General features: G+C 61.6%; 15 protein-coding genes. 4 read left to right on the plus strand and 11 right to left on the minus strand.

Features of this window, described 5'->3' with window-relative positions; translation table 11 throughout:
* Window positions 1-4 precede the first annotated feature (4 nt).
* Window positions 5-400 carry a response regulator gene (locus tag ACZ5AC_RS01395; RefSeq protein WP_464249177.1) on the plus strand — a complete coding sequence of 132 codons (396 nt, stop codon included), beginning with the start codon at window positions 5-7 and terminating at the stop codon, window positions 398-400.
* Between the two features lie 9 nt (window positions 401-409).
* On the opposite strand, the gene ACZ5AC_RS01400 is transcribed toward ACZ5AC_RS01395, so the two are convergent.
* Entirely contained in the window at window positions 410-1,480 is a 1,071-nt protein-coding gene (locus ACZ5AC_RS01400) for a protein-glutamate methylesterase/protein-glutamine glutaminase (protein WP_464249178.1), read from the minus strand.
* 94 nt (window positions 1,481-1,574) lie between these two features.
* Window positions 1,575-2,237: a CheR family methyltransferase gene (locus ACZ5AC_RS01405; protein ID WP_464249179.1), complete on the minus strand. Its 663-nt coding sequence runs from the start codon at window positions 2,235-2,237 to the stop codon at window positions 1,575-1,577.
* Window positions 2,238-2,330: 93 nt separating this feature from the next.
* On the opposite strand from ACZ5AC_RS01405, the gene ACZ5AC_RS01410 reads away from it, so the two are divergent.
* Window positions 2,331-2,867, plus strand: coding sequence for a chemotaxis protein CheD (locus ACZ5AC_RS01410; RefSeq protein WP_464249180.1), 537 nt, complete (start codon window positions 2,331-2,333; stop codon window positions 2,865-2,867).
* An 82-nt stretch (window positions 2,868-2,949) separates the two neighbouring features.
* On the opposite strand, the gene ACZ5AC_RS01415 is transcribed toward ACZ5AC_RS01410, so the two are convergent.
* Window positions 2,950-5,064 (minus strand): putative bifunctional diguanylate cyclase/phosphodiesterase, encoded by a 2,115-nt coding sequence (locus tag ACZ5AC_RS01415; RefSeq protein ID WP_464249181.1) that lies wholly within the window; start codon window positions 5,062-5,064, stop codon window positions 2,950-2,952.
* Between the two features lie 465 nt (window positions 5,065-5,529).
* On the opposite strand from ACZ5AC_RS01415, the gene ACZ5AC_RS01420 reads away from it, so the two are divergent.
* Window positions 5,530-6,048: a pyridoxamine 5'-phosphate oxidase family protein gene (locus ACZ5AC_RS01420; protein WP_464249182.1), complete on the plus strand. Its 519-nt coding sequence runs from the start codon at window positions 5,530-5,532 to the stop codon at window positions 6,046-6,048.
* A gap of 33 nt (window positions 6,049-6,081) precedes the next feature.
* Here ACZ5AC_RS01420 and ACZ5AC_RS01425 read toward each other — a convergent pair whose 3' ends face one another.
* The 8 genes from ACZ5AC_RS01425 to ACZ5AC_RS01460 form a co-directional block, all read right to left on the minus strand.
* Window positions 6,082-6,870 carry an inositol monophosphatase family protein gene (locus ACZ5AC_RS01425; RefSeq protein WP_464249183.1) on the minus strand — a complete coding sequence of 263 codons (789 nt, stop codon included), beginning with the start codon at window positions 6,868-6,870 and terminating at the stop codon, window positions 6,082-6,084.
* A 42-nt stretch (window positions 6,871-6,912) separates the two neighbouring features.
* Complete coding sequence (larB, locus tag ACZ5AC_RS01430) at window positions 6,913-7,578, minus strand: nickel pincer cofactor biosynthesis protein LarB (RefSeq protein ID WP_464249184.1); 666 nt, start codon at window positions 7,576-7,578, stop codon at window positions 6,913-6,915.
* Window position 7,579: 1 nt separating this feature from the next.
* Window positions 7,580-11,269 (minus strand): pyruvate carboxylase, encoded by a 3,690-nt coding sequence (locus ACZ5AC_RS01435; RefSeq protein WP_464249185.1) that lies wholly within the window; start codon window positions 11,267-11,269, stop codon window positions 7,580-7,582.
* 254 nt (window positions 11,270-11,523) lie between these two features.
* Entirely contained in the window at window positions 11,524-11,997 is a 474-nt protein-coding gene (locus tag ACZ5AC_RS01440; protein WP_464249186.1) for a tripartite tricarboxylate transporter TctB family protein, read from the minus strand.
* Complete coding sequence (locus tag ACZ5AC_RS01445; protein WP_464249187.1) at window positions 11,990-13,540, minus strand: tripartite tricarboxylate transporter permease; 1,551 nt, start codon at window positions 13,538-13,540, stop codon at window positions 11,990-11,992. Before ACZ5AC_RS01445 ends, ACZ5AC_RS01440 begins: the two co-directional genes overlap by 8 nt.
* A gap of 53 nt (window positions 13,541-13,593) precedes the next feature.
* Window positions 13,594-14,553, minus strand: a complete 960-nt coding sequence (locus ACZ5AC_RS01450; protein ID WP_464249188.1) for a tripartite tricarboxylate transporter substrate binding protein — start codon at window positions 14,551-14,553, stop codon at window positions 13,594-13,596.
* 294 nt (window positions 14,554-14,847) lie between these two features.
* A complete protein-coding gene (locus tag ACZ5AC_RS01455) occupies window positions 14,848-16,008 on the minus strand; it encodes a UxaA family hydrolase (RefSeq protein WP_464249189.1) in 1,161 nt (386 codons plus the stop codon).
* Between the two features lie 3 nt (window positions 16,009-16,011).
* Window positions 16,012-16,296: a UxaA family hydrolase gene (locus ACZ5AC_RS01460; RefSeq protein ID WP_464249190.1), complete on the minus strand. Its 285-nt coding sequence runs from the start codon at window positions 16,294-16,296 to the stop codon at window positions 16,012-16,014.
* A gap of 437 nt (window positions 16,297-16,733) precedes the next feature.
* Between ACZ5AC_RS01460 and ACZ5AC_RS01465 the strand changes: the two genes are divergently transcribed.
* On the plus strand, window positions 16,734-18,320 hold the full coding sequence (locus ACZ5AC_RS01465) for a sigma 54-interacting transcriptional regulator (RefSeq protein WP_464249191.1): 1,587 nt from the start codon (window positions 16,734-16,736) through the stop codon (window positions 18,318-18,320).
* The last annotated feature ends 42 nt before the right edge of the window (window positions 18,321-18,362 follow it).

An 18,362-nucleotide genomic window follows, 5' to 3' on the forward strand; every position in this document is an offset into this window, starting at 1 on the left:
TGCAATGCGAATTCTGATTGTCGAGGACGATTTCGTCGGCCGCAAGATCATGCACAAGCTGCTCATGGAGTACGGGGAGTGCGACATCGCCGTGGACGGGGCCGAGGCGGTCAAGGCCTTCGACCTGGCCTGGGAGTCGGGGAACCCCTACGATGTCCTTTTTCTGGACATCATGATGCCCAACATGAGCGGCCACGAGGCCCTGAACATCATCAGGGGCAAGGAGAAGGAGCGGGGGGTGCCGCTGTCCAAGGAGGTCAAGGTGATCATGACCAGCGCCCTGGACGACGTGAAGAACGTGACCCAGTCCTTTTTCCAGGGCGGGGCTTCGGCCTATCTGGTCAAGCCCATCGAGCGGCGCAAGATCATCGACGAACTGCGCAAGCTCGAACTGATCTGAGCCGGGGCGTCAGTCCCGGCAGAGCTGGAGCACCGTCGGAGCGATGAGGTTCAGGGGCACGACCTTGTCCACGCCGCCCAGCTTGATGGCCTCGCCGGGCATGCCGAAGACCACGCAGGACGCCTCGTCCTGGGCCACGGTCACGGCCCCGGCCTCGTGCATCTCGAGCATGGCCTTGGCCCCGTCGTCGCCCATGCCGGTCATGATCACTCCCACGGCGTTCTTGCCGGCGTAGCGGGCGGCCGAGCGGAAGAGCACGTCCACGGACGGGCGGTGGCGCGAGACCAGGGGGCCGTCCTTGATCTGGACGTAGTACCGGGCCCCGCTGCGCTTGAGCAGCATGTGCAGGTTGCCGGGCGCGATGAGGGCCTGGCCGCGAAGCACCGTATCGTTGTCCGCGGCCTCCTTGACCGTGATGTCGCACAGGGTGTTGAGCCGCTGGGCAAAGGCGGCCGTGAACTTCTCGGGCATGTGCTGCACGATGACGATGCCCGGGCAGTCCACGGGCATTGCCTGCAGCAGGGTCAGCAGGGCCTCGGTGCCGCCGGTGGACGCGCCGACCACCAGAACCTTCTCGGTGGTCTGGACCATGGCTTTGGAGGCGGGCTTGGGCAGCATCGCGTCGGCCGTGAGCTTCTGGCTGACCTTCAGGGTTCGGGGCACGTACTTCTGCACCTTGGCCTTGGCCGCAGCCTTGACCTCGTCGCACAGCATGATCCGCGACTCCTCCATGAACTGCTTGGTGCCGACCTTGGGCTTCTGGATGACGGACACGGCGCCGTACTCCAGGGCCTTCATGGTCGTCTCGGCGTTCTTCTCCGTCAGCGTCGAGCAGATGATGGTCGGGATGGGGTGCTGGCTCATGATCTTCTTCAGGAAGGTGATGCCGTCCATGCGCGGCATCTCCACGTCCAGGGACAGCACGTCGGGAATCTGTTCGCGCATGATCTCGGCGGCGGCGAAGGGGTCGCCGGCCGCTCCGATGACCTCGATCTCGGGGTCCGAGGAATATATGGATGTCAGGGTCTGACGGACCAGGGCCGAGTCGTCGACGATCAGTATGCGGATTTTCTTGCTCATGTTCGTGCGCTCCGAAAGCGGGTGGAATGGCCTGATTTTGCGCAGCATATATCCAGAATCATGGAGAGTAAATCGCCAAGAGGCGAGCGGGGGGTCAAACGGCCTGGTACAGGGCGTGCCCCAGGTGTCGGAACCCCGGCGCGCGGGACATGCGCGCCCCGAGCACCAGGATGCCGCCGGGGGACAGGTAGCTCCGCAGCCTCCCCGCCAGCGCAGTGGCCAGGGCCGGGTGGAAATGGTGCAGGATCTGGCGGCAGACGATCACGTCCATGGGCTCGCGCAGGGAAAAGGACTCGAAGATGTCCTGGCAGCGGAAGCTGACGCGGTTGCGCACGCCGGGACGCAGTCGGACCAGGTTGTCGGGGGCGGTGCGGCTGCGCAGGAAGTAGCGCTTGGTCAGCGTCCCCGGCAGGTTGCGGACCGTGGCCGCGGGATAGACCCCGCGCACGGCCTGGCCCAGGTTGGCGGGCAGGAAGTCCGTGCCCAGGATGGAGAACTCAAGGCCCGGCAGCCTGGCCGCTTCCTCCAGCAGGGCGATGCACAGGCTGTAGGCGTCGATGCCCCGGTCGCAGCCGGCCACGAGGAAGGACGTCAGCGGTTCCCCGTGGCGGTGGTGGTCGGCAACGATTTCGGCCAGGAGGTCGAACTGTCGGGTGTCGTGCAGGAAGCCGTGATTCGTGCCCAGGGCGTCGACCAGGTAGGGAAGCTCCAGGCGCAGGCCCGGGCAGAATGTGTTTTCCGCTGATGACTTCTGCATTGGGAAAAGTTATCGTTTATAAATTGAATCGGTGCTTCCCAACCTACACCCATGGACTCCGTGACGGCAATGCACAAGACCGCGAAAAAAAAGATGTCCCTTCCTCCCAAGGATCTGGAGGGCGTCGAGGACTGCCGGGACATGCCGCACGAGTACCTCCTCGTGGGCCAGGGCGGGGTCTACAGGACCCCGACGGTGGTGCAGACGGTGCTCGGTTCGTGCGTGTCCGTGACCATGTACAGTGCCCGTTACCGGTGGGGAGGGATTTTTCACGCCCTGCTGCCGCGCATCGGCGACTTCTCCAAGACCTCGGCGCCCGGGGAGCGTTACCGCTACGTGGACTCGTCCATCATGGAACTGCTGCGGGAGTTCGCCAAGGCGGGCATCTATCCGGACAGCCTGGAGTGCAAGGTGTTCGGCGGGGCCTCTCCCCTGCACCAGAACTGCGACGCCTCGGCCGGCCGGCGCAACGTGGAGGCGGCCATGCAGACCCTCGTCCGCGAGGGCGTGGCCGTCAGCGCCTCCAGCGTGGGAGGCAACGTGGGCCGCAAGCTGTTCTTCCGCACCGACACGGGCCTGGTCCTGCAGAAGCGCTTTCAGGTCAAGGCCTGCACGGAGTGCGGGCGGTGAGGCCCGAACATCCCCGCTTTCCCCCCTTTCAGACTCCCGATGCCCGCCCGGCCGTCCCGGGATCGCAGGACGCCCGGCGTCCTCAGCGCGCAAGATACGCGGTTATGAAACCCTCGACCTGGTCGAGGAAGATGGGCCGCGAGAAATGGAACCCCTGGGCGTATTCGCAGCCCATCTCCTTCAGGATCTGATACTGGCGTTCGCTCTCGATGCCTTCGGCCACCACCGACAGCCCCAGGCTGTGGGCCAGGTTGACGATGGTGCGCACGATGACGCGGTTGGCGTGCTGGTCCAGCTGGGTCACGAAGCTGCGGTCGATCTTCAGGGTGTCGATGGGGAAGCGCTGCAGGTAGCTCATGGATGAGTAGCCCGTCCCGAAATCGTCGACCAGGATCGACACGCCCAGCTCCTTCATGAGCCTGAGCTTCTGGACCGTGATCTCGGGGTTGGTCATGACGTCGCTCTCGGTGATTTCGAGCTTCAGCAGCGACGGGGAGATGCCGCTCGACTGGATGCAGTCGAAGATGTTCTGCACCAGGTCCGGGTTTGAGAACTGGCGGGCCGAGAGGTTGACGGAAATGCTCAGGCCGCTGTCCGGGAAAGTGGTCGCCCAGGAGGAAAGGACCATGCAGGACTGTTCCAGGACCCACTGGCCGATGGGCAGGATGAGCCCGGTCTGTTCGGCGATGGGGATGAACTCCGCAGGCGAGATCCAGTCCCGGTCCGCGGGCTTCCAGCGCAGCAGGGCCTCGAAGCCGGTCAGAAGCGGCTCCTCGCCGATGGCGAAGATGGGCTGCAGGGCCAGATGCAGCTCGTTGTCGCGGATGGCGTTGCGCAGTCTGCTTTCGGTGTCCATCTTGCGCAGGGCCTTGTCCTGCATCTCCGGGGCGTAGAATCGCAGCTGGTCCGGCCCCTGTTCCTGGGCGTGGCGCAGGGCGATGTTGGCGCCCTGCAGGTAGCTTTCGGGCGTCTCGCATACGCTCGGCCCGAAAAGGGCCCCCAGGCAGGCGCTCAGGTGCAGGGCGTGCCCCTCGATGACCAGGGGGCGGTTCAGGGCGGCCTTGATCTTCTTGATGGCTGTCACGCCGCTTTTCTTGGACGGCAGTTCCTCGAACAGGACCACGAATTCGTCGTCGCCGAGCCGGGCCACGGTGTCGATGGTCGAAACCTCCTCCTGCAGGATGCGCCCGATGGTCTTCAGGAGCGTGTCGCCGACGAAATGCCCGAGGCTGTCGTTGATGTCCTTGAAACGGTCGACATCCACCTGCACGACGGCGAAGAGGTAGTCCTCGCGAACCCTGGCGCGGTCCATGGCCTGCTTGATGCGGTCCAGGCACAGGGCGCGGTTGGGCAGATTGGTCAGGGCGTCGTGGAAGGTGCGATGCTGCAGGCGTTTCTCGGCGTCCTTGCGGGCCGTGGTGTCCTCGAAGATGGCTGCGACCTGGCGTTCCTGGGGGCTGAAGGCCACGATGGAGAAGTGCCGGCCCAGGAAGGCGGCGTAACTGTCGAAACGGATGGATTCGCGGTTCAGGGCGGTCTTGCCCAGGACATCAATCCAGAAGGGCTCGACCCTGTCGAAGAGCTCGCGCAGGCTGCGGCCGATGATGCTCTCGGTCGGCAGATCGAAGAAGCTGGCGAAGGCCGGGTTGACGTCGAGCAGGATGAGGTCCACGGGCCGTCCCGCGTCGTTCAGGACCACCTCGTGCAGGGCGAAGCCGTTGAGCATGGAGTTGAACAGGAGCCGGTACTGCTGCTCGCTCTTCTGCAGGGCCTGGGAGGCTGCGTGCTTGTAGAGGGCGATCTCGATGGCCACATGCAGGTCGCGCGGCTTGGCGGGCTTGATGATGTAGCCGAAGGTCTCGGTGATCTTCGCGCGGCCGAGGGTCTCCTCGTCGTCGTGGCCCGTGAGGAAGATGATGGGGATCTGGGAGCGTTCGAGAATCTTCTGGGCGGCCTCGATGCCGTCCATGCGGCCTTCGAGGAAGATGTCCATGAGGATGAGGGACGGTTCCTGCCGGGCCACTGTCTCGACGGCCTCCTCGCCGGAGGCGACGATGCCCTGGACCGAGTAGCCGAGCTGCTGCAGCCGCTGCTGCATGTCGAAGGCGACGATGACGTTGTCCTCGACAAGGAGGATGCTCGGTTTATGCTGCCGCGTTTCCGGAGAGATGGGCGAATCAGCGAACGTACTCTGCATGATGGTCCGGAAATCCTTGGGAAAATGTTCAGTGTTGCCGAAAATTATGCCTCTTTCCGCTGGCTGCGACAAGCATTTTTCTGGAATATGGGGGAGCGGCAGGGGGCGCTGCGTGGGAGCCGGGTTCTGACGCCCGACCGCGGCCGGCGCACTATCCCGATTTGGTCATGAAAGAGTATGTGCCCCCGGCCAAGTCCTTGTCAGACTATCCCAAAGGCAGAGAAGGACAGGCCTGGATCGGGTTTGCAGGATTCGATGTTCGATGTTTAAAATCAGTCTTTTCGGCACGTTGTGTTGATCACAAAATTCAAATACTGGAGAAATGTTGAGTCGGCATTGTTAAAAATTTTTGGGGAAACATCAGGCCATAAACTCCAATGAGTCGCCAGATATTTTCCGTTTCCATCGGATGTTTTAAATTGATTTTGTCGACATACCGCTAAATTTAAAGGTGAGGTCGATGTGATGCATGAATATTCGTTGCGACGTACAGCCAGGAAAATTGAAGACCTAGAATCCATGTCTGTTTTGCGTAGATGTAATTGGGGAGTTCTTTCGATGATTGGCCCTGAATGGACTCCGTATGGAGTTCCCTTAAATTACGCATTGAAAGAAGATGGTGCGAGTAAAAAGATAATTTTTCACTGTGCCCGTGAAGGGAGAAAGATTGACTACCTCAAGCATGCGCCCCAAGCATCTTTCGTTGTGGTTGAAGGGGCAGTGATGCTTCCGGAAAAATTCAGTACGGCATACTCGAGCGTCATAGTTGCCGGGCGAATCGAAATCGTTGATGAACCCGGCGCGAAAAGGGATCTTTTGCAGTTTTTCGTACGGGAGCTGGCTCCGGATTATCTGGAGCGCGGTGACAAGCACATCGAGCATCGCCTGCACGAATGTCTTGTCCTGCAGATGGAGGTCGAGAGCATGTGCGGAAAGCGCCGAAAACTGGAGGAGCCGTATGCCTTGGCTCATCTCGGTTTCTAGCTTGCGAACGGGCGAGATCTGAACGGGGGTTTTTCAGCTTTCCGCACGAAGCAGGTCGAGCAATGGGGATAGCAGATGCGAGTTTGCTGCGGCGAGACGGTTTGTCAGCAATGGAGGTTCCTCCGTGAAGATGTCCGCAACCTTTCCTCCCGCTTCTGTGACAAGCAGCATCCCCGCTGCGATGTCCCAGGCTTTGAGGCTTTCCACGAAAAATGCGTCCAGCCTGCCCGCCGCGACGTAGGCCAGGTCGAGGGCCGCGGCACCGACCCGTCTGACGCCGGCCGCGTGAGATGTCACCCTGCAGAATCTTTGCAAGTAGGCGTCCAGTTCTGGCCAGGAGGGTGGCGGAAATACCGTGCCCACGAGCGCCTTTTCCATCGAGCCGATATTCGAGACGGTAATGGGCTTGCCGTCGAGGAACGCCCCGCGTCCGGCCATGGCCCAGAAGGTTTCGCCGCGCACCGGGTCGGCGATTACGCCCACGGCGACCTCGCCGTCCACGGTCAGCGCCAGGGAAACGGCATAGAACGGAAAGCCGTGCACATAGTTCATGGTCCCGTCGAGTGGGTCGACGATCCAGCGGCAGCGCGAATGGCCGCATGCGCCCCCTTCCTCTCCCGTGAAGGCGAAATCGGGAAAGTCTGCCTGCAGCCGGTTGCGGATGGCATCCTCGGCCCTGCGGTCGATGTCCGTGGTCACGTCGCCGGGGCTCTTGGTCGTCACCATATCCCCCGTGAGTTCCGACTGGCCTTTCACCAGAATCGCGCAGGCCTCCCGCGCTGCATCGAGACAGGCCGCGAGCGCGGCGTCCAGATCGACCATTTCAGCCATGCTTGATGGGCGAGTCTTCGAAGTCATGCCATTTCACCTCCCGGCTTGGCTGCCGATGATTTTCTTGGCCAATGCGGCCGCGCCGAACCCATTGTCGATATTGACCACACCAATTCCGGGCGAGCATGAGTTGAGCATGGCCAGGAGAGGCGCGAGGCCGTCGAAGTTGGCCCCGTATCCGGTGGAAGTCGGGACGGCGACAATGGGGGCCTGGACCAGCCCGCCGAGGACGCTTGGCAGGGCCCCCTCCATGCCGGCGACGGCGATGATCACCCTGGCCCGGCGCAGAGCCTCGATATGTGCCATGAGGCGATGAATGCCGGCCACGCCCACGTCGGCCACGAGGCGGGCCTTCAACCCGAAGAAAAGGGCTGATCCGAGGGCTTCCCGCGCGACGGGCAGGTCCGTCGTTCCGGCCGTGACGATGAGCACGTTCGATTCCGATTCGGCGGCGGGCTCGCGGATGTCGAGTCCCACACAAAACAACCCCGCCTCCTGCCAAAGGCTTCCCGTCGGAAACCGTTGTGTCAAGGCCGGGCCGTGCTCCGCAGCGAGACGGGTGACCAGCACGGGATGGCGCCCCTGCAGAGCCGTGACAGCCGCTTCGATCTGCTCGAAGGTCTTGCCCCGGCCGTAGACAACCTCTCCGACGCCGGTCCGTTCATGCCGTCCCGGGTCGGCGTTGATTTCGGCGAGCATTCTACACCTTCTGCCCGCACGACGGGCAGAACCTGAAATCGTTTCTGGTGACCGGCGCAGAGCAGGTCGGACATTTGCGAGGTGCGGGCACGAGGACAACCAGCAGTTCACCCTCTCTGACCGGGACCATCTTTCTGTCTTCCTGGAAATCGGCGAATTTAAGCACCCGATCGACCATGCCGTCAACCGGGGCAGCCACGGCCTTTTCCTGCTTCATGATGGAGATGTTGAAGAGCTCTTCACCCTTTTTCACCATATCCCCAGGCTTTACATGCACGACCCACAAATCGCCGTTGGAAGGCGCGCCGACTTGATACGGATCCCTCCTGTCGGCCATCTCCACGCCTGTCTCCACATGTCCGGCGGCTTCGGCCACCTTGACCTGCAGGCTGAAGGATTCGGAGTCGAGGGTGTAGGAGACCAGGCTCATCCCTTGGTCGTCAGGCCTGGAAATGTGTTTCAGGCACAACACATGGTGCTTGCCAAAGCTGTCCTTGAACATGATCTCGTCGCCGGCCTTCAGGCCTTCAAACCAGACATGGAGGGGGAGGCTGTTGCAATCCCCGTAGCGTGTCACGAATCTGATGGTATTGAGCGCATCACCTGGATGGCTAAGGTACATGAGGAATTCCTCTTCCGTGGGCATGCGCCCGATGTGTTCGGACAGGCTCTTCTGCTCCGCGACCACGTCCATGTCTTCCAGCGTAGTCAGAGGTGACGATTCGGTCCGGCGGGCGATGGCCTCTCTGAATTCAGGGCCGAAGGCCGATTCATAGACCCAGTCCGGCGGGAAGCCCAGGGGCAGCCGGCCGAACTTGCCCAGAAGCAGATTCCTGAAAGCGTCGTTGGCATCCTGATAGATCTCCAGGCGCGCGGCCCGAATCTCCTCGGGCAGGCTCTCCTCGGGCATGGTCACGACCTGGTCCAGGACGGACAGAAGCTTGCGCAGCCCCCTGCGTCCGCCGCGCTTGTAGGCGCCGGTCACGGCCAGGAAGGCCGTGTTCCAGGTGATCTGCGACCCCGGCGTCACGTCGTGGTAGCGTACGATCTTGCGGATGCCGGCCAGGAACTTGAGCATGAAGGGCAGCAGGTGGATGTAGCCCTGCTTCATGGCCCCTTCCTGGGAGGACGAGGTCGCGCCGCCGGGCATGCCGTGCTCGATGACGTCGTAGTCGATGCCCTGGAAGTACGGGGCCGTGTATCTGTCATAGTACGGCATGATCTGCTTGAGCACGAAGCCCGTGGTGCGGATCATTTCCTTGTTCAGGTTGGTCTTGAGGCCCAGTTCCTCGATGTAGGCCGCCGTGGACAGGACCTCGCCCTGGCCGTACCAGCGCACGGCCGCGCCGATGCCCGTGTCCACGATGTGCGCCCCGGCCTTGGCCGCAGCGGCCACGGACGGCACGAACAGGCCGTCGGTGCAGTGGCGGTGGAAATGGACGATCAGGTCCGGGTAGGCCTTGCGAATGGCCGTGACCAGTTCGGTCATGAAGACCGGCGGGCAGACACCGGCCATGTCCTTCAGGCCCAGGATGAACTTCTTCTCGGCCTGCTTCTTGGAGCAGCCCAGGACCTGGGCGTTCATGTCGATGATCTCCTGCACCACGCCCAGGTAGTGCGGCACGTCGAAGCCCTTGGCGAAGGACAGGGAGATGGCCGGTTCCCAGATGTTGCCCTTTGCGTTGAGCGCAACTTCCGCGAACGGCCGCATGTTCTCGATGTGGTTCAGAAAATCGAAGCAGCGCACCACGTCGTAATGCTCGCATATCATCTCGCCCGTGCGGCGCATGATGTTGCGCGGCACCGGCTTGTAGCCGAGCACGTTGGTCGAGCGGATGAGCAGCTGCTTCAGGGTCTTGGGCGCGAACTCGTTCCATTCTCTGGCCTCGGAGAAGGGGTAGGTCATGTTCGCGAGCATGGCCACGTGGAAATGCGCCCCGCCGCCGTTCTCCAGGGAGAAGAACCCGCAGTTGTCGAGGTAGGGCCCGATGATGCGGTCCTCGGCCAGGCGGAAGCGGTTGCCGGAGTTGGACTGCGTGATGTCGCGCGTCGTCGTGTCCGAGAAATGGACGTGGCCCGAATCGCGGATGTAGCTCAGGATGGCGTCGCGGTCGCCGCGCGGGTACGGGTACTCATAGTATTCGGGCTCGATGGACGGCAGGGACGGCTTGAAGGGGTCCATGCGCTTGCCTTCGCGCGTGCGGTACTCGCCGAGCTTGACGTGCGGGTTGTACCCGTGGGCCGAAATCTCCGCCACCAGGCGCGACAGGCGAACCGCCTCGGACTCCTTGTCCAAGTAGACCATGAGTTCGGGCGCGCTGGCCACGAACTTGGTGTCGTAGTCGCCGCTGCGGAAGCGCGGGTGGGCGATGATCTGGCGGTGGAACAGGATGGTCGTCTTGATGCCGCCGATGATGTATTCGCCCAGGGCCCGCTCCATGATGCCCAGGACCTTGTTCCACTGCGGGCCGTAGGCGATGAGCAGGGACGCGGCCGAGTCGTACTGGGCCGGGAACTCGTAGCCGCCGCACACGCAGGAGTCCACGCGCACGCCGGGTCCGCCCGGCGACATGTAGCGCGTGATGCGCCCCGCGTTGGGCGAGAAGTTGTGCTGCGGGTCCTCGCAGTTGACGCGGACCTGGATGGCGTGGCTTTTCGGGGTGCAGTTCTCGTCGTTCAGGCGCAGTTCGGCCCCGAAGGCCACGGCGATCTGCTCCTCCACCAGGTCGATGCCGTAGCGGCACTCGGTGATGCCGTGTTCGACCTGCAGGCGGGTGTTGACCTCGATGAGGTAGGCCTCGCCCTTGGAGTCCACCAGGAACTCCACCGTGCACAGGGAGTGGTAGCCCACGGCCTGCACCAGCTGACGCGAGTAGGCCTTGAGCTGGTCGCGCAGCTCCTGGGTCATGCCCGTCCACGGCGACGGCGTGATCTCGACGAGCTTCTGGTGGTTGCGCTGCACGGTGCAGTCGCGCTCGTCGAAGGCGAAGACGTTGCCGTACTTGTCGGCGATGACCTGAATCTCGATGTGGCGCACGGAGGTCAGCAGCCGCTCGACGTAGAGGCGCGGGTTGCCGAAGGACGCCTGGGCCAGGGTCGAGGCCTTGACGAAGGCGTCGGCCAGCTGGTCCTGGCTGAAAACTTCATAGATGCCGCGGCCTCCGCCGCCGCCCTCGGCCTTGAGCATGACCGGCAGGCCGATCTCCCCCGCCACCTTCTTGGCCTCTTCCACGGACACGGCCCCTTCGGAGCCCGGCACGACCGGGATGCCCAGCTTCTGGGCCAGGGTGCGGACCTGCACCTTGTTGCCCAGCAGGCGCATGGCCTCGGACGTGGGACCGATGAAGAGGATGCCCGCCTCGGCGCACTTGGACGGGAAGGAGTCGTCCTCGGAGGCGAAGCCCCAGCCGGGGTGGATGGCCGCAACGCCCCTGGCCTTGGCCATGGCGATGATCTTGTCGATGTCCAGATAGGCCCTCGGGTTCTCCCCGAGATGCAGCAGCTCCTGGGCGCCGGAGGTGAAGGGCGCGGTCTTGTCCACGTCCGTGGCCGTGATCATGGGTACGGCCTGGAACACTTCCTTGATGGAGCGGACGATGCGCCGCGCCGGAATGCCGCGGTTGGCCACAAGGATCTTCTTGCCCCGGATCTCCCGGGCAATCGCTTCAAAACTGCGGGGACTCAAGGACATGGCTCTCTCTCCGTAAGCGTCCATGGGCGGCATGATCATGAACGCGGTTGATAGGGCGAATTCGCGGTCAGGCTCCGCGGCGTGGCATAGGAGCGCGTATGGTCAATCATTGAGGCTGGCAAGTCGTACGAGTGTCCGTTCAATCGGGAAAAGGACGATTGTGTTTTTCGGGCATCGTTGACTGAAATGACTCCTGCCAGGCGCGTTTGGACGTTGCGCCTGGCAGGAGTGTCGTGACGAAAGGTCGTGCCGGTCTAGAAGAGCACACTTTGCGGCGTCGGAACGCCCAATAAAAACGCGAATCCGAACCAGACGGCAACGCACAGCACCGCGGTGAAAACGGCCGAGGCCATGGCTTTCTTGGCGGTCGTGACGCCGGAGTCGCTCAGGATCATGGCCATGCCGAAGAGAAACAGCACCGTGGCCGGGTAAAATCCGAGCAGCGGGATGACGCCCACGTACACGATGGCGCCCAGGGCGATGATGGCCACGCGTTTCACCGCCACCGGTTCTTCCGTCTTTGCCTCGCAGGCGCCTTCTTTGGCATTTGAGGGTCGGTTCAGGAGGCCGGAGGCGAAAATGTACGCGCCGCCGAGGGTCATGAAGATGATGAGCATCCTGGGGAAGAGCAGGCTCACCCCGTCGAGGTCTCCGCTTTGGGCCTGGAACACTCCGGCAATGGCGAGCGTGGCCAGCCCCGCGGCGATATCGGAAGTACGGCTACGCATGGTCGGAGCCCTCCTTTGCAGGCGTTGGCGCGCAGGCGCATTTGGCCGCCTGGCGTTTGCGTTTCAAGTCGAGCAGAAACGGCGTGATCAGGGACAGCGCGGTCAGGGCCATGAGCAGGATGGCGATGGGGCTCTCGAAAAACACATTGATAACGGAACCGCCAGACGCCTTTGAGAGATGAACGCATCTGCCGAGGTTTTCCTCGATCATGGGGCCGAGAATGATGCCGAGCGCCATGGCTCCGGTATCCAGGCCCACTCTGTTCGAGAAATAACCGAAGAAGCCAAAACCGATGACGATCCATACGTCGAGCATGCTGTTGCGGATGGCGTAGGCGCCGATGACGGACAGGACCACGATGCCGATGGCGACAAAGGTCAGGCGGATGCTGAGCAGCTTGGTCATGATCCGGGCCAGGATGAGCCCGATAGGGATCATGAGCAGGTTCACGGCGAACTGCGACATGATGAACGTGTACGCAAGGTCGCCTGTGGCTGTGAAAACCTTGAAGCCGGGCTGAATGCCCTTGGCCAGCAGGGCGCCGAGGATGACCGCCGCCACCGCGCTGCCGGGAATGCCCAGCGTGAGCATGGGGATGAGGGCGCCGCCGATGACCGCGTTGTTGGCGCTTTCACTGGCCGCGACGCCTTCGATCACGCCGGTGCCGTAGCGTTCGGGTTGCTTGTCCCAGCGTTTGGCTTCATTGTAGGCGATGATGGAGGCGATCTCTCCGCCGGCACCGGGCAGCATTCCCACCAGGGTGCCGATGACCGACGAGCGCAGCAGATTGACTTTGCACCGGCCGACAAGAGTTTTCACGACGTGCATGAGTGCTCCGGGAGTCGGCTTGTAGTCGGCGATGAACGGCTTGTAGCTGCCGATCAGGTACAGCACCTGGGAAAAGGAGAACAGGCCGATCATGGCGGGAATGACTTCAACGCCCTGCACCAGGGGATAATACCCGAAGGTGAAGCGGGGCACGCCCTCGTTCGGGTCGATGCCGATGGTGGCGATGATCAGGCCGATGGCGCCGCCCAGAAGGCCTTTGACGATGTTTCCCGAGGACATGACCGCGATGGTCGACAAGCCGAAAATGCACAGCCAGAAATTTTCGGGTCCGCCGAACTGGAGCGCGACGCGGGCGAGCGGTGCGGCGAGGAACAGCAGGAAAACCGTACCCACGATGCCGCCAAAAACGGAGGCCAGGAGCGACGTGTTCAGGCCGATGTCGGCGTGGCCGGATTGGCACAACGGCCATCCGTCGAAAGTGGTCGCCACGGACGAAGGCGTGCCGGGCGTGCAGATGAGGCAGGCGGAATTCGAGCCGCCATAGATGGCCCCGACATAGATCGCGCCGAGCATGATCAAGCCGCTGGTGGCGTCCATGGCGAATGTGGCCGGGACCATGAGAGCCACACCCATGGTGGCGGTCAGGCCGGGCATGGCGCCGACGATGATGCCACCGGTCAGGCCGACGACCATAAGAAATATGTTCAGTGGCTCAAAAAGGTGCCCGATGGCGGGCAGAATGAATTCCATCATCGGATGCTCCTTGGAGTCTCGGGGAGGATTCCCTCCCCGAGACCGTTAGGGGATTACTTCAGCAGACCGGCCTTTTCGAGGGCCGTCTTGGCGAATTCGCTCTGCTTCTTGACGTATTCCGCGAAGACGTCGCCATCCATGTATTCGGTGGGCTGTCCGGCAGTCTTCATGTCGGCCAGGTATTCGGGATCTTCAGATATCTTCTTGAATGTTTCGCGCAGGAAATCGAGCTGCGCCTTGTCGATGGCCTTGGGTGCGACGAAGGCGCGGCGGATGTCGGAGACCACATCGTACCCCTGCTCCTTCAGTGTGGCCACTTCGGGCAGGAAATCGTTGCGCTTCTCGGCCGCCAGGCCGAGCACGACCATTTCTTCAAGGCTTCTCATGACGTCGTTCAGGTTGCCGAACATGACGTCGATCTCGCCTCCGAGCAGGGCCGCGTTCTGGTCGGCAGCGCCTTTGTAGAAAATTTCGGTGACAGGGAACTCGTACTTGTCCTTCACGTCGAGGAACATGAGGTGATGGCCGCTGTTGGGGCCGACGAGGCCGACCTTGAGCTTGCCGGGGTTGGCCTTGGCGAACTCGAAGATGTCCTTGACGGATTTGAGCTTGCTGTCCTTGCGCACGGCCACGGCCTGGGGGTCGTTGACCACCTGGCAGATGTAGGCGAAATCATCGGGGGAAAACTGGGCTTTCTGGACGAGGGGCTGGAGAACGATGTGGGGGACGTTGATGCCGCCGATGGTGTAGCCGTCGGCCTTGGACATGGCGATCTCGCCGAAGCCGATGGCTCCGCCGGCACCGGGTTTGTAGACGAAGACCCACTGCTGGTCGGAGTACTTGTTCCAGTACTTCTGCATGATCCTGGCCTGGACGTCGCTGGAGCCGCCGGCGGTGAAGGCGATGATCATGTTGATGGATTTGTCGGGGTACTTGGCGAAGAGGTTGCCGGAGGACACGAGGCCGATGATAAAGATCATCAAAAAAATGCCTGAAATCTTACGCAGATTCATACGATCTCCTTGTATGTTTGTTTTCCGGGACATCCAAGTGACACTGTCAGGTCGCCAATGCTCCGACGTCATACTGTATGAGATGCGTGCGCAAATATTCGTGTGCCTAGCACTCGGAGGGCCGTTATGTGCAACGGCCAAATACGATTTGCGGCGGACCTGTTTCGTTCTGATTCGTCGTCAATGGCGTTTTCATGTTCATCATCAAATTCAAATGCTGGGGTGGTATCCGTCTCTCGGTTTTCATATCGCTTCCTCCCCGGGCAGGATGCCCGGGGAGGAAGCTGCAGGAGGTTATGCGCTTTCGTACAGGCGGGTCATGATGAATTCGCGATGACCCAGAGCCTCGGCGGCGGTCAGGCGGCCGTTGCAGGTGCGGATCATCATCTCCAGGAGCATGTCGCCGGCCTGGTCCATGTTGATCTCGCGGCGCAGCAGGCCGGAGACGTTGACGTCGAAGTGCTCTTCCATGGTCCGCAGGGTGCGGGGGTTGGAGCACAGCTTGATGACGGGCAGGATCGGGTTGCCGATGATGTTGCCCTGGCCCGTGGGGAAGAAGTGGACCACGAAGCCGGAGGCGGCGCACAGGGTGACCTGCTCGGCCGCGGCGGAGGAGGAGTCCTGGAACCACAGGCCGGGGCCGGTGGGGGCGACGGCCTTTTCCAGGCAGCCGACGATGGGGGCCTTGCGGCCGATCTTCTGGATGTTGCCCAGAGCCTTCTCCTCGATGGTGGTCAGACCGCCCTCGATGTTGCCCTTGGTGGGCTGGGAGTCGGACAGGTCGCTGGTCTTGTGGTCGTCGACGACCTTGGCGTAGCGGTCGAAGTAGAACTGGAAGTCCTTGCGTACCTGGTCGTTGACGCAGCGCTCGAGCACGAGGTGTTCGCCGCCGGTCAGTTCGGTGGTCTCGCCGAAGAGCAGGGTCGAGCCCTTTTCATACAGCTTGTCGTAGGCGTTGCCGACGGTGGGGTTGGTGGCGATGCCGGAGGTGGTGTCGGACTCGCCGCACTTGGTGGAGACCCACAGTTCCTTCACGTCGCATTCGACGCGCTGCAGTTCGGTGGCCCACTGCAGGTATTCCTTGGCCTTGCGGGAAGCGGCGCAGATGGTGTTGAAGTCGCCGTTCTTCTCGATGGCGAAACCGGCCACGGGCTTGCCGGTGGCGGCGATGCCCTCGACGATCTTGTTCGTCCATACGGGCTCGATGCCGATGACGACCACGGCGGCGACGTTGGGGTTGCAGCCGGCGCCGATCAGGGTGCGGAAATGCAGGTCCAGGTCCTCGCCGAACTGCAGGCGGCCGTAGGCGTGGGGGATGGCCAGCACGCCCTTGACGTTGTTGGCCACGGCCTCGCAGGCGGCGTTGGACAGGTCGTCCAGGGGCAGAATCACGACATGGTTGCGGATGCCGACACGGCCATTTTCACGACGATATCCGAAAAATTTGGTCTGCATGGATTACCACCTCTTGGTTTTGACGTTGTGGACGTGCAAGTGTTCGCCTTTCTTGATGGGGGCCACGACCTTGCCGATGTCGGTATTGTATTTGAAGACGGTGTCGCCGACGGCAAAATCCTTCAGGGCGACCTTGTGGCCGATCGGGATGTCGTTGAGAATCTTGATCTTGACGGTCTGGTCTTCTTTCATGACCCAGCCAGTGATCTCCTGATTGGCTTTCAAGCCTTCAACGACCACTACGCCAACGCCATCCGCGGCTTCGTGAACCAAAAAATCGATAGCCATGTATGCCTCCTAAAGCGGTTAAAATGTAGAATCGAGTTTTTAAAATAATTTCATTCGTTATAGAATAAAATTATTATCTCGATCTGCCTCGTTTCTTTAGCATAAAGTGAGCCTTTTTTTCTAAAATGCATATTTTATAATAGAAAAAAAATTTAAATAGAGTAAGCTCAAACGATTATGCGTTGTTTTTCTGTAATGATGGTATTCATTACAGAGTTGTTGCATCTGTTTTGATGCGCTTTCAAAGAGTATAAGCAAGGAGCATTCCAAAAAGCGGTGACTGCGAAAAAACGATAATTCTTCGATAAATCAGGTTTTTTTTTGAGCACTCCAGAGGGGGGAATATGCGCGGTGCTCGACAATGGACAATGTGCCCGAAATATGCTCGAATTCGGGCACATCACCTTGGCTGGGATCAAACCTTCGGGGAGGACACCTTGGATTCTGTCAAAAATCACCGCACGAACGCCCTGCGCCTGCCCAATGCGCAGGGGCTGGCCAGGGAACTCATCGCCTCTCTGGGCAAGGCGACGTCACGGAACATCTTTCTGCAGACCCTTTCCCGCCTGTTCCGCCAGCAGTTCGATTACGACCGGCTGTGCATCAATCTTTACGATCCGAACAGCGAACTGTTGAGCTATTTCACGGCAGCCGAGGGCGCAGTCATCAATTCCCTCTCGCCCATTCGAAAGGCCGAGAAGACCACCGTGGCCGGCCATGTCATCGCCTCCCGCAAGCCCGTGGTCATCACGGACATTTCCCAGCATTTCGCCGAGTCCATGCTGCACCCCATGGCCGAGGCCGGCCTGACCACGACCATGGCCTTTCCGTTGATCCTCAACGACAAGATCATCGGCACCCTGCACTGCTCCTTCCGGCAGAAACCGGACAATCTCTACGAGATCATGGAGTTCCTGCTCGAGCTTTCGCCTTACGTGGCGGCGGGGCTTGGTACCCTTTTGGGCATGGAGCACCTGGAGGAGGGGTCTGCGCTGACCCAGGTCCCCTTTGGTGGCGACGGGGGGGAGTGCGAGACGTTCTTTTTCGAAAGCCCGGCCATGCGTCGTTTCATGGCAAGAGTCCATGCTGTGGCCGTCCTGGAGATACCCGTGCTCATCCTCGGCGAGACGGGCACGGGCAAGTCGCGCCTGGCCCATTACATCCATTGCCACAGCCAGCGCCGCAACATGCAGTTCGTGAAGGTCAACTGCCCGGCCATGGCTTCCTCCCTCTTCGAGAGCGAACTATTCGGCCACGCCAAGGGGGCCTTCACCGGCGCGGCGGGCAAGCGCATCGGGCGTTTTGAACTGGCCCACCAGGGGACCCTGTTTCTCGATGAAATCGCGGAACTGAACCAAGAGATGCAGAGCAAGCTGCTGCATGTCCTCGACGACAACTGCTTCGAACGGGTGGGCGAAAGCGTGTCCTTGTCCGTCGACACCCGGCTCATCGCCGCGACCAACGTGAAGATGCGCGATGCCGTGGCCAAGGGCCAGGTGCGTAGCGACTTTTATTACCGGCTGTCGTCCTGCACACTGGAGATTCCTTCCCTCCGGGACAGGATCGAGGACATTCCGGCCTTGACGGGCTTCTTCGTGACACAGCTCGCCAAACAGTACTCGCTCCCGCAGATCACCCTGTCCCAGGCCATCCTGCAGCGGCTGGCCCGGCACTGCTGGCCGGGAAACGTCCGGGAACTTCGCAACGTCATTAGCGCCTTGCTCATCAGGAAGAGCGTCTCCGGCAACCTGACGCAGGACGACATCGAGGAGGCGTTGCTGACGGATGCGGCGGTCCATGCGGGCTCGGTTCTCCCCGTGTCGGCACCGGCAAAGCCGGCGGCAACATGCAGTCTCGAGGAGGTGGAACGCCAGCACATCATTCAGGCCCTGGCGCGGGCCCGGGGTGTCATCTCCGGATCCAGGGGCGCGGCAAAGATGCTGGGTCTTTCGAGGTCGACATTGCAGCGGCGAATGTCCAAGCTGGGTATTGATGCCGAGACCGTCAAGAACGGCGCGGCCTGAGGCGCGAAGAACCTGCCCAGTGCTCAGGACGTCCGCCCGGCG

It is taken from the genome of Desulfomicrobium aestuarii (genome assembly GCF_055385525.1).

Bases quoted from the DNA above. Each gene is read 5' to 3' on its own strand.
- ACZ5AC_RS01395 (WP_464249177.1), top strand. From the start codon at position 5: ATGCGAATTCTGATTGTCGAGGACGATTTCGTCGGCCGCAAGATCATG.
- ACZ5AC_RS01400 (WP_464249178.1), bottom strand. From the start codon at position 1,480: ATGAGCAAGAAAATCCGCATACTGATCGTCGACGACTCGGCCCTGGTC.
- ACZ5AC_RS01405 (WP_464249179.1), bottom strand. From the start codon at position 2,237: ATGCAGAAGTCATCAGCGGAAAACACATTCTGCCCGGGCCTGCGCCTG.
- ACZ5AC_RS01410 (WP_464249180.1), top strand. From the start codon at position 2,331: ATGTCCCTTCCTCCCAAGGATCTGGAGGGCGTCGAGGACTGCCGGGAC.
- ACZ5AC_RS01415 (WP_464249181.1), bottom strand. From the start codon at position 5,064: ATGCAGAGTACGTTCGCTGATTCGCCCATCTCTCCGGAAACGCGGCAG.
- ACZ5AC_RS01420 (WP_464249182.1), top strand. From the start codon at position 5,530: ATGCATGAATATTCGTTGCGACGTACAGCCAGGAAAATTGAAGACCTA.
- ACZ5AC_RS01425 (WP_464249183.1), bottom strand. From the start codon at position 6,870: ATGGTCGATCTGGACGCCGCGCTCGCGGCCTGTCTCGATGCAGCGCGG.
- larB (WP_464249184.1), bottom strand. From the start codon at position 7,578: ATGCTCGCCGAAATCAACGCCGACCCGGGACGGCATGAACGGACCGGC.
- ACZ5AC_RS01435 (WP_464249185.1), bottom strand. From the start codon at position 11,269: ATGTCCTTGAGTCCCCGCAGTTTTGAAGCGATTGCCCGGGAGATCCGG.
- ACZ5AC_RS01440 (WP_464249186.1), bottom strand. From the start codon at position 11,997: ATGCGTAGCCGTACTTCCGATATCGCCGCGGGGCTGGCCACGCTCGCC.
- ACZ5AC_RS01445 (WP_464249187.1), bottom strand. From the start codon at position 13,540: ATGATGGAATTCATTCTGCCCGCCATCGGGCACCTTTTTGAGCCACTG.
- ACZ5AC_RS01450 (WP_464249188.1), bottom strand. From the start codon at position 14,553: ATGAATCTGCGTAAGATTTCAGGCATTTTTTTGATGATCTTTATCATC.
- ACZ5AC_RS01455 (WP_464249189.1), bottom strand. From the start codon at position 16,008: ATGCAGACCAAATTTTTCGGATATCGTCGTGAAAATGGCCGTGTCGGC.
- ACZ5AC_RS01460 (WP_464249190.1), bottom strand. From the start codon at position 16,296: ATGGCTATCGATTTTTTGGTTCACGAAGCCGCGGATGGCGTTGGCGTA.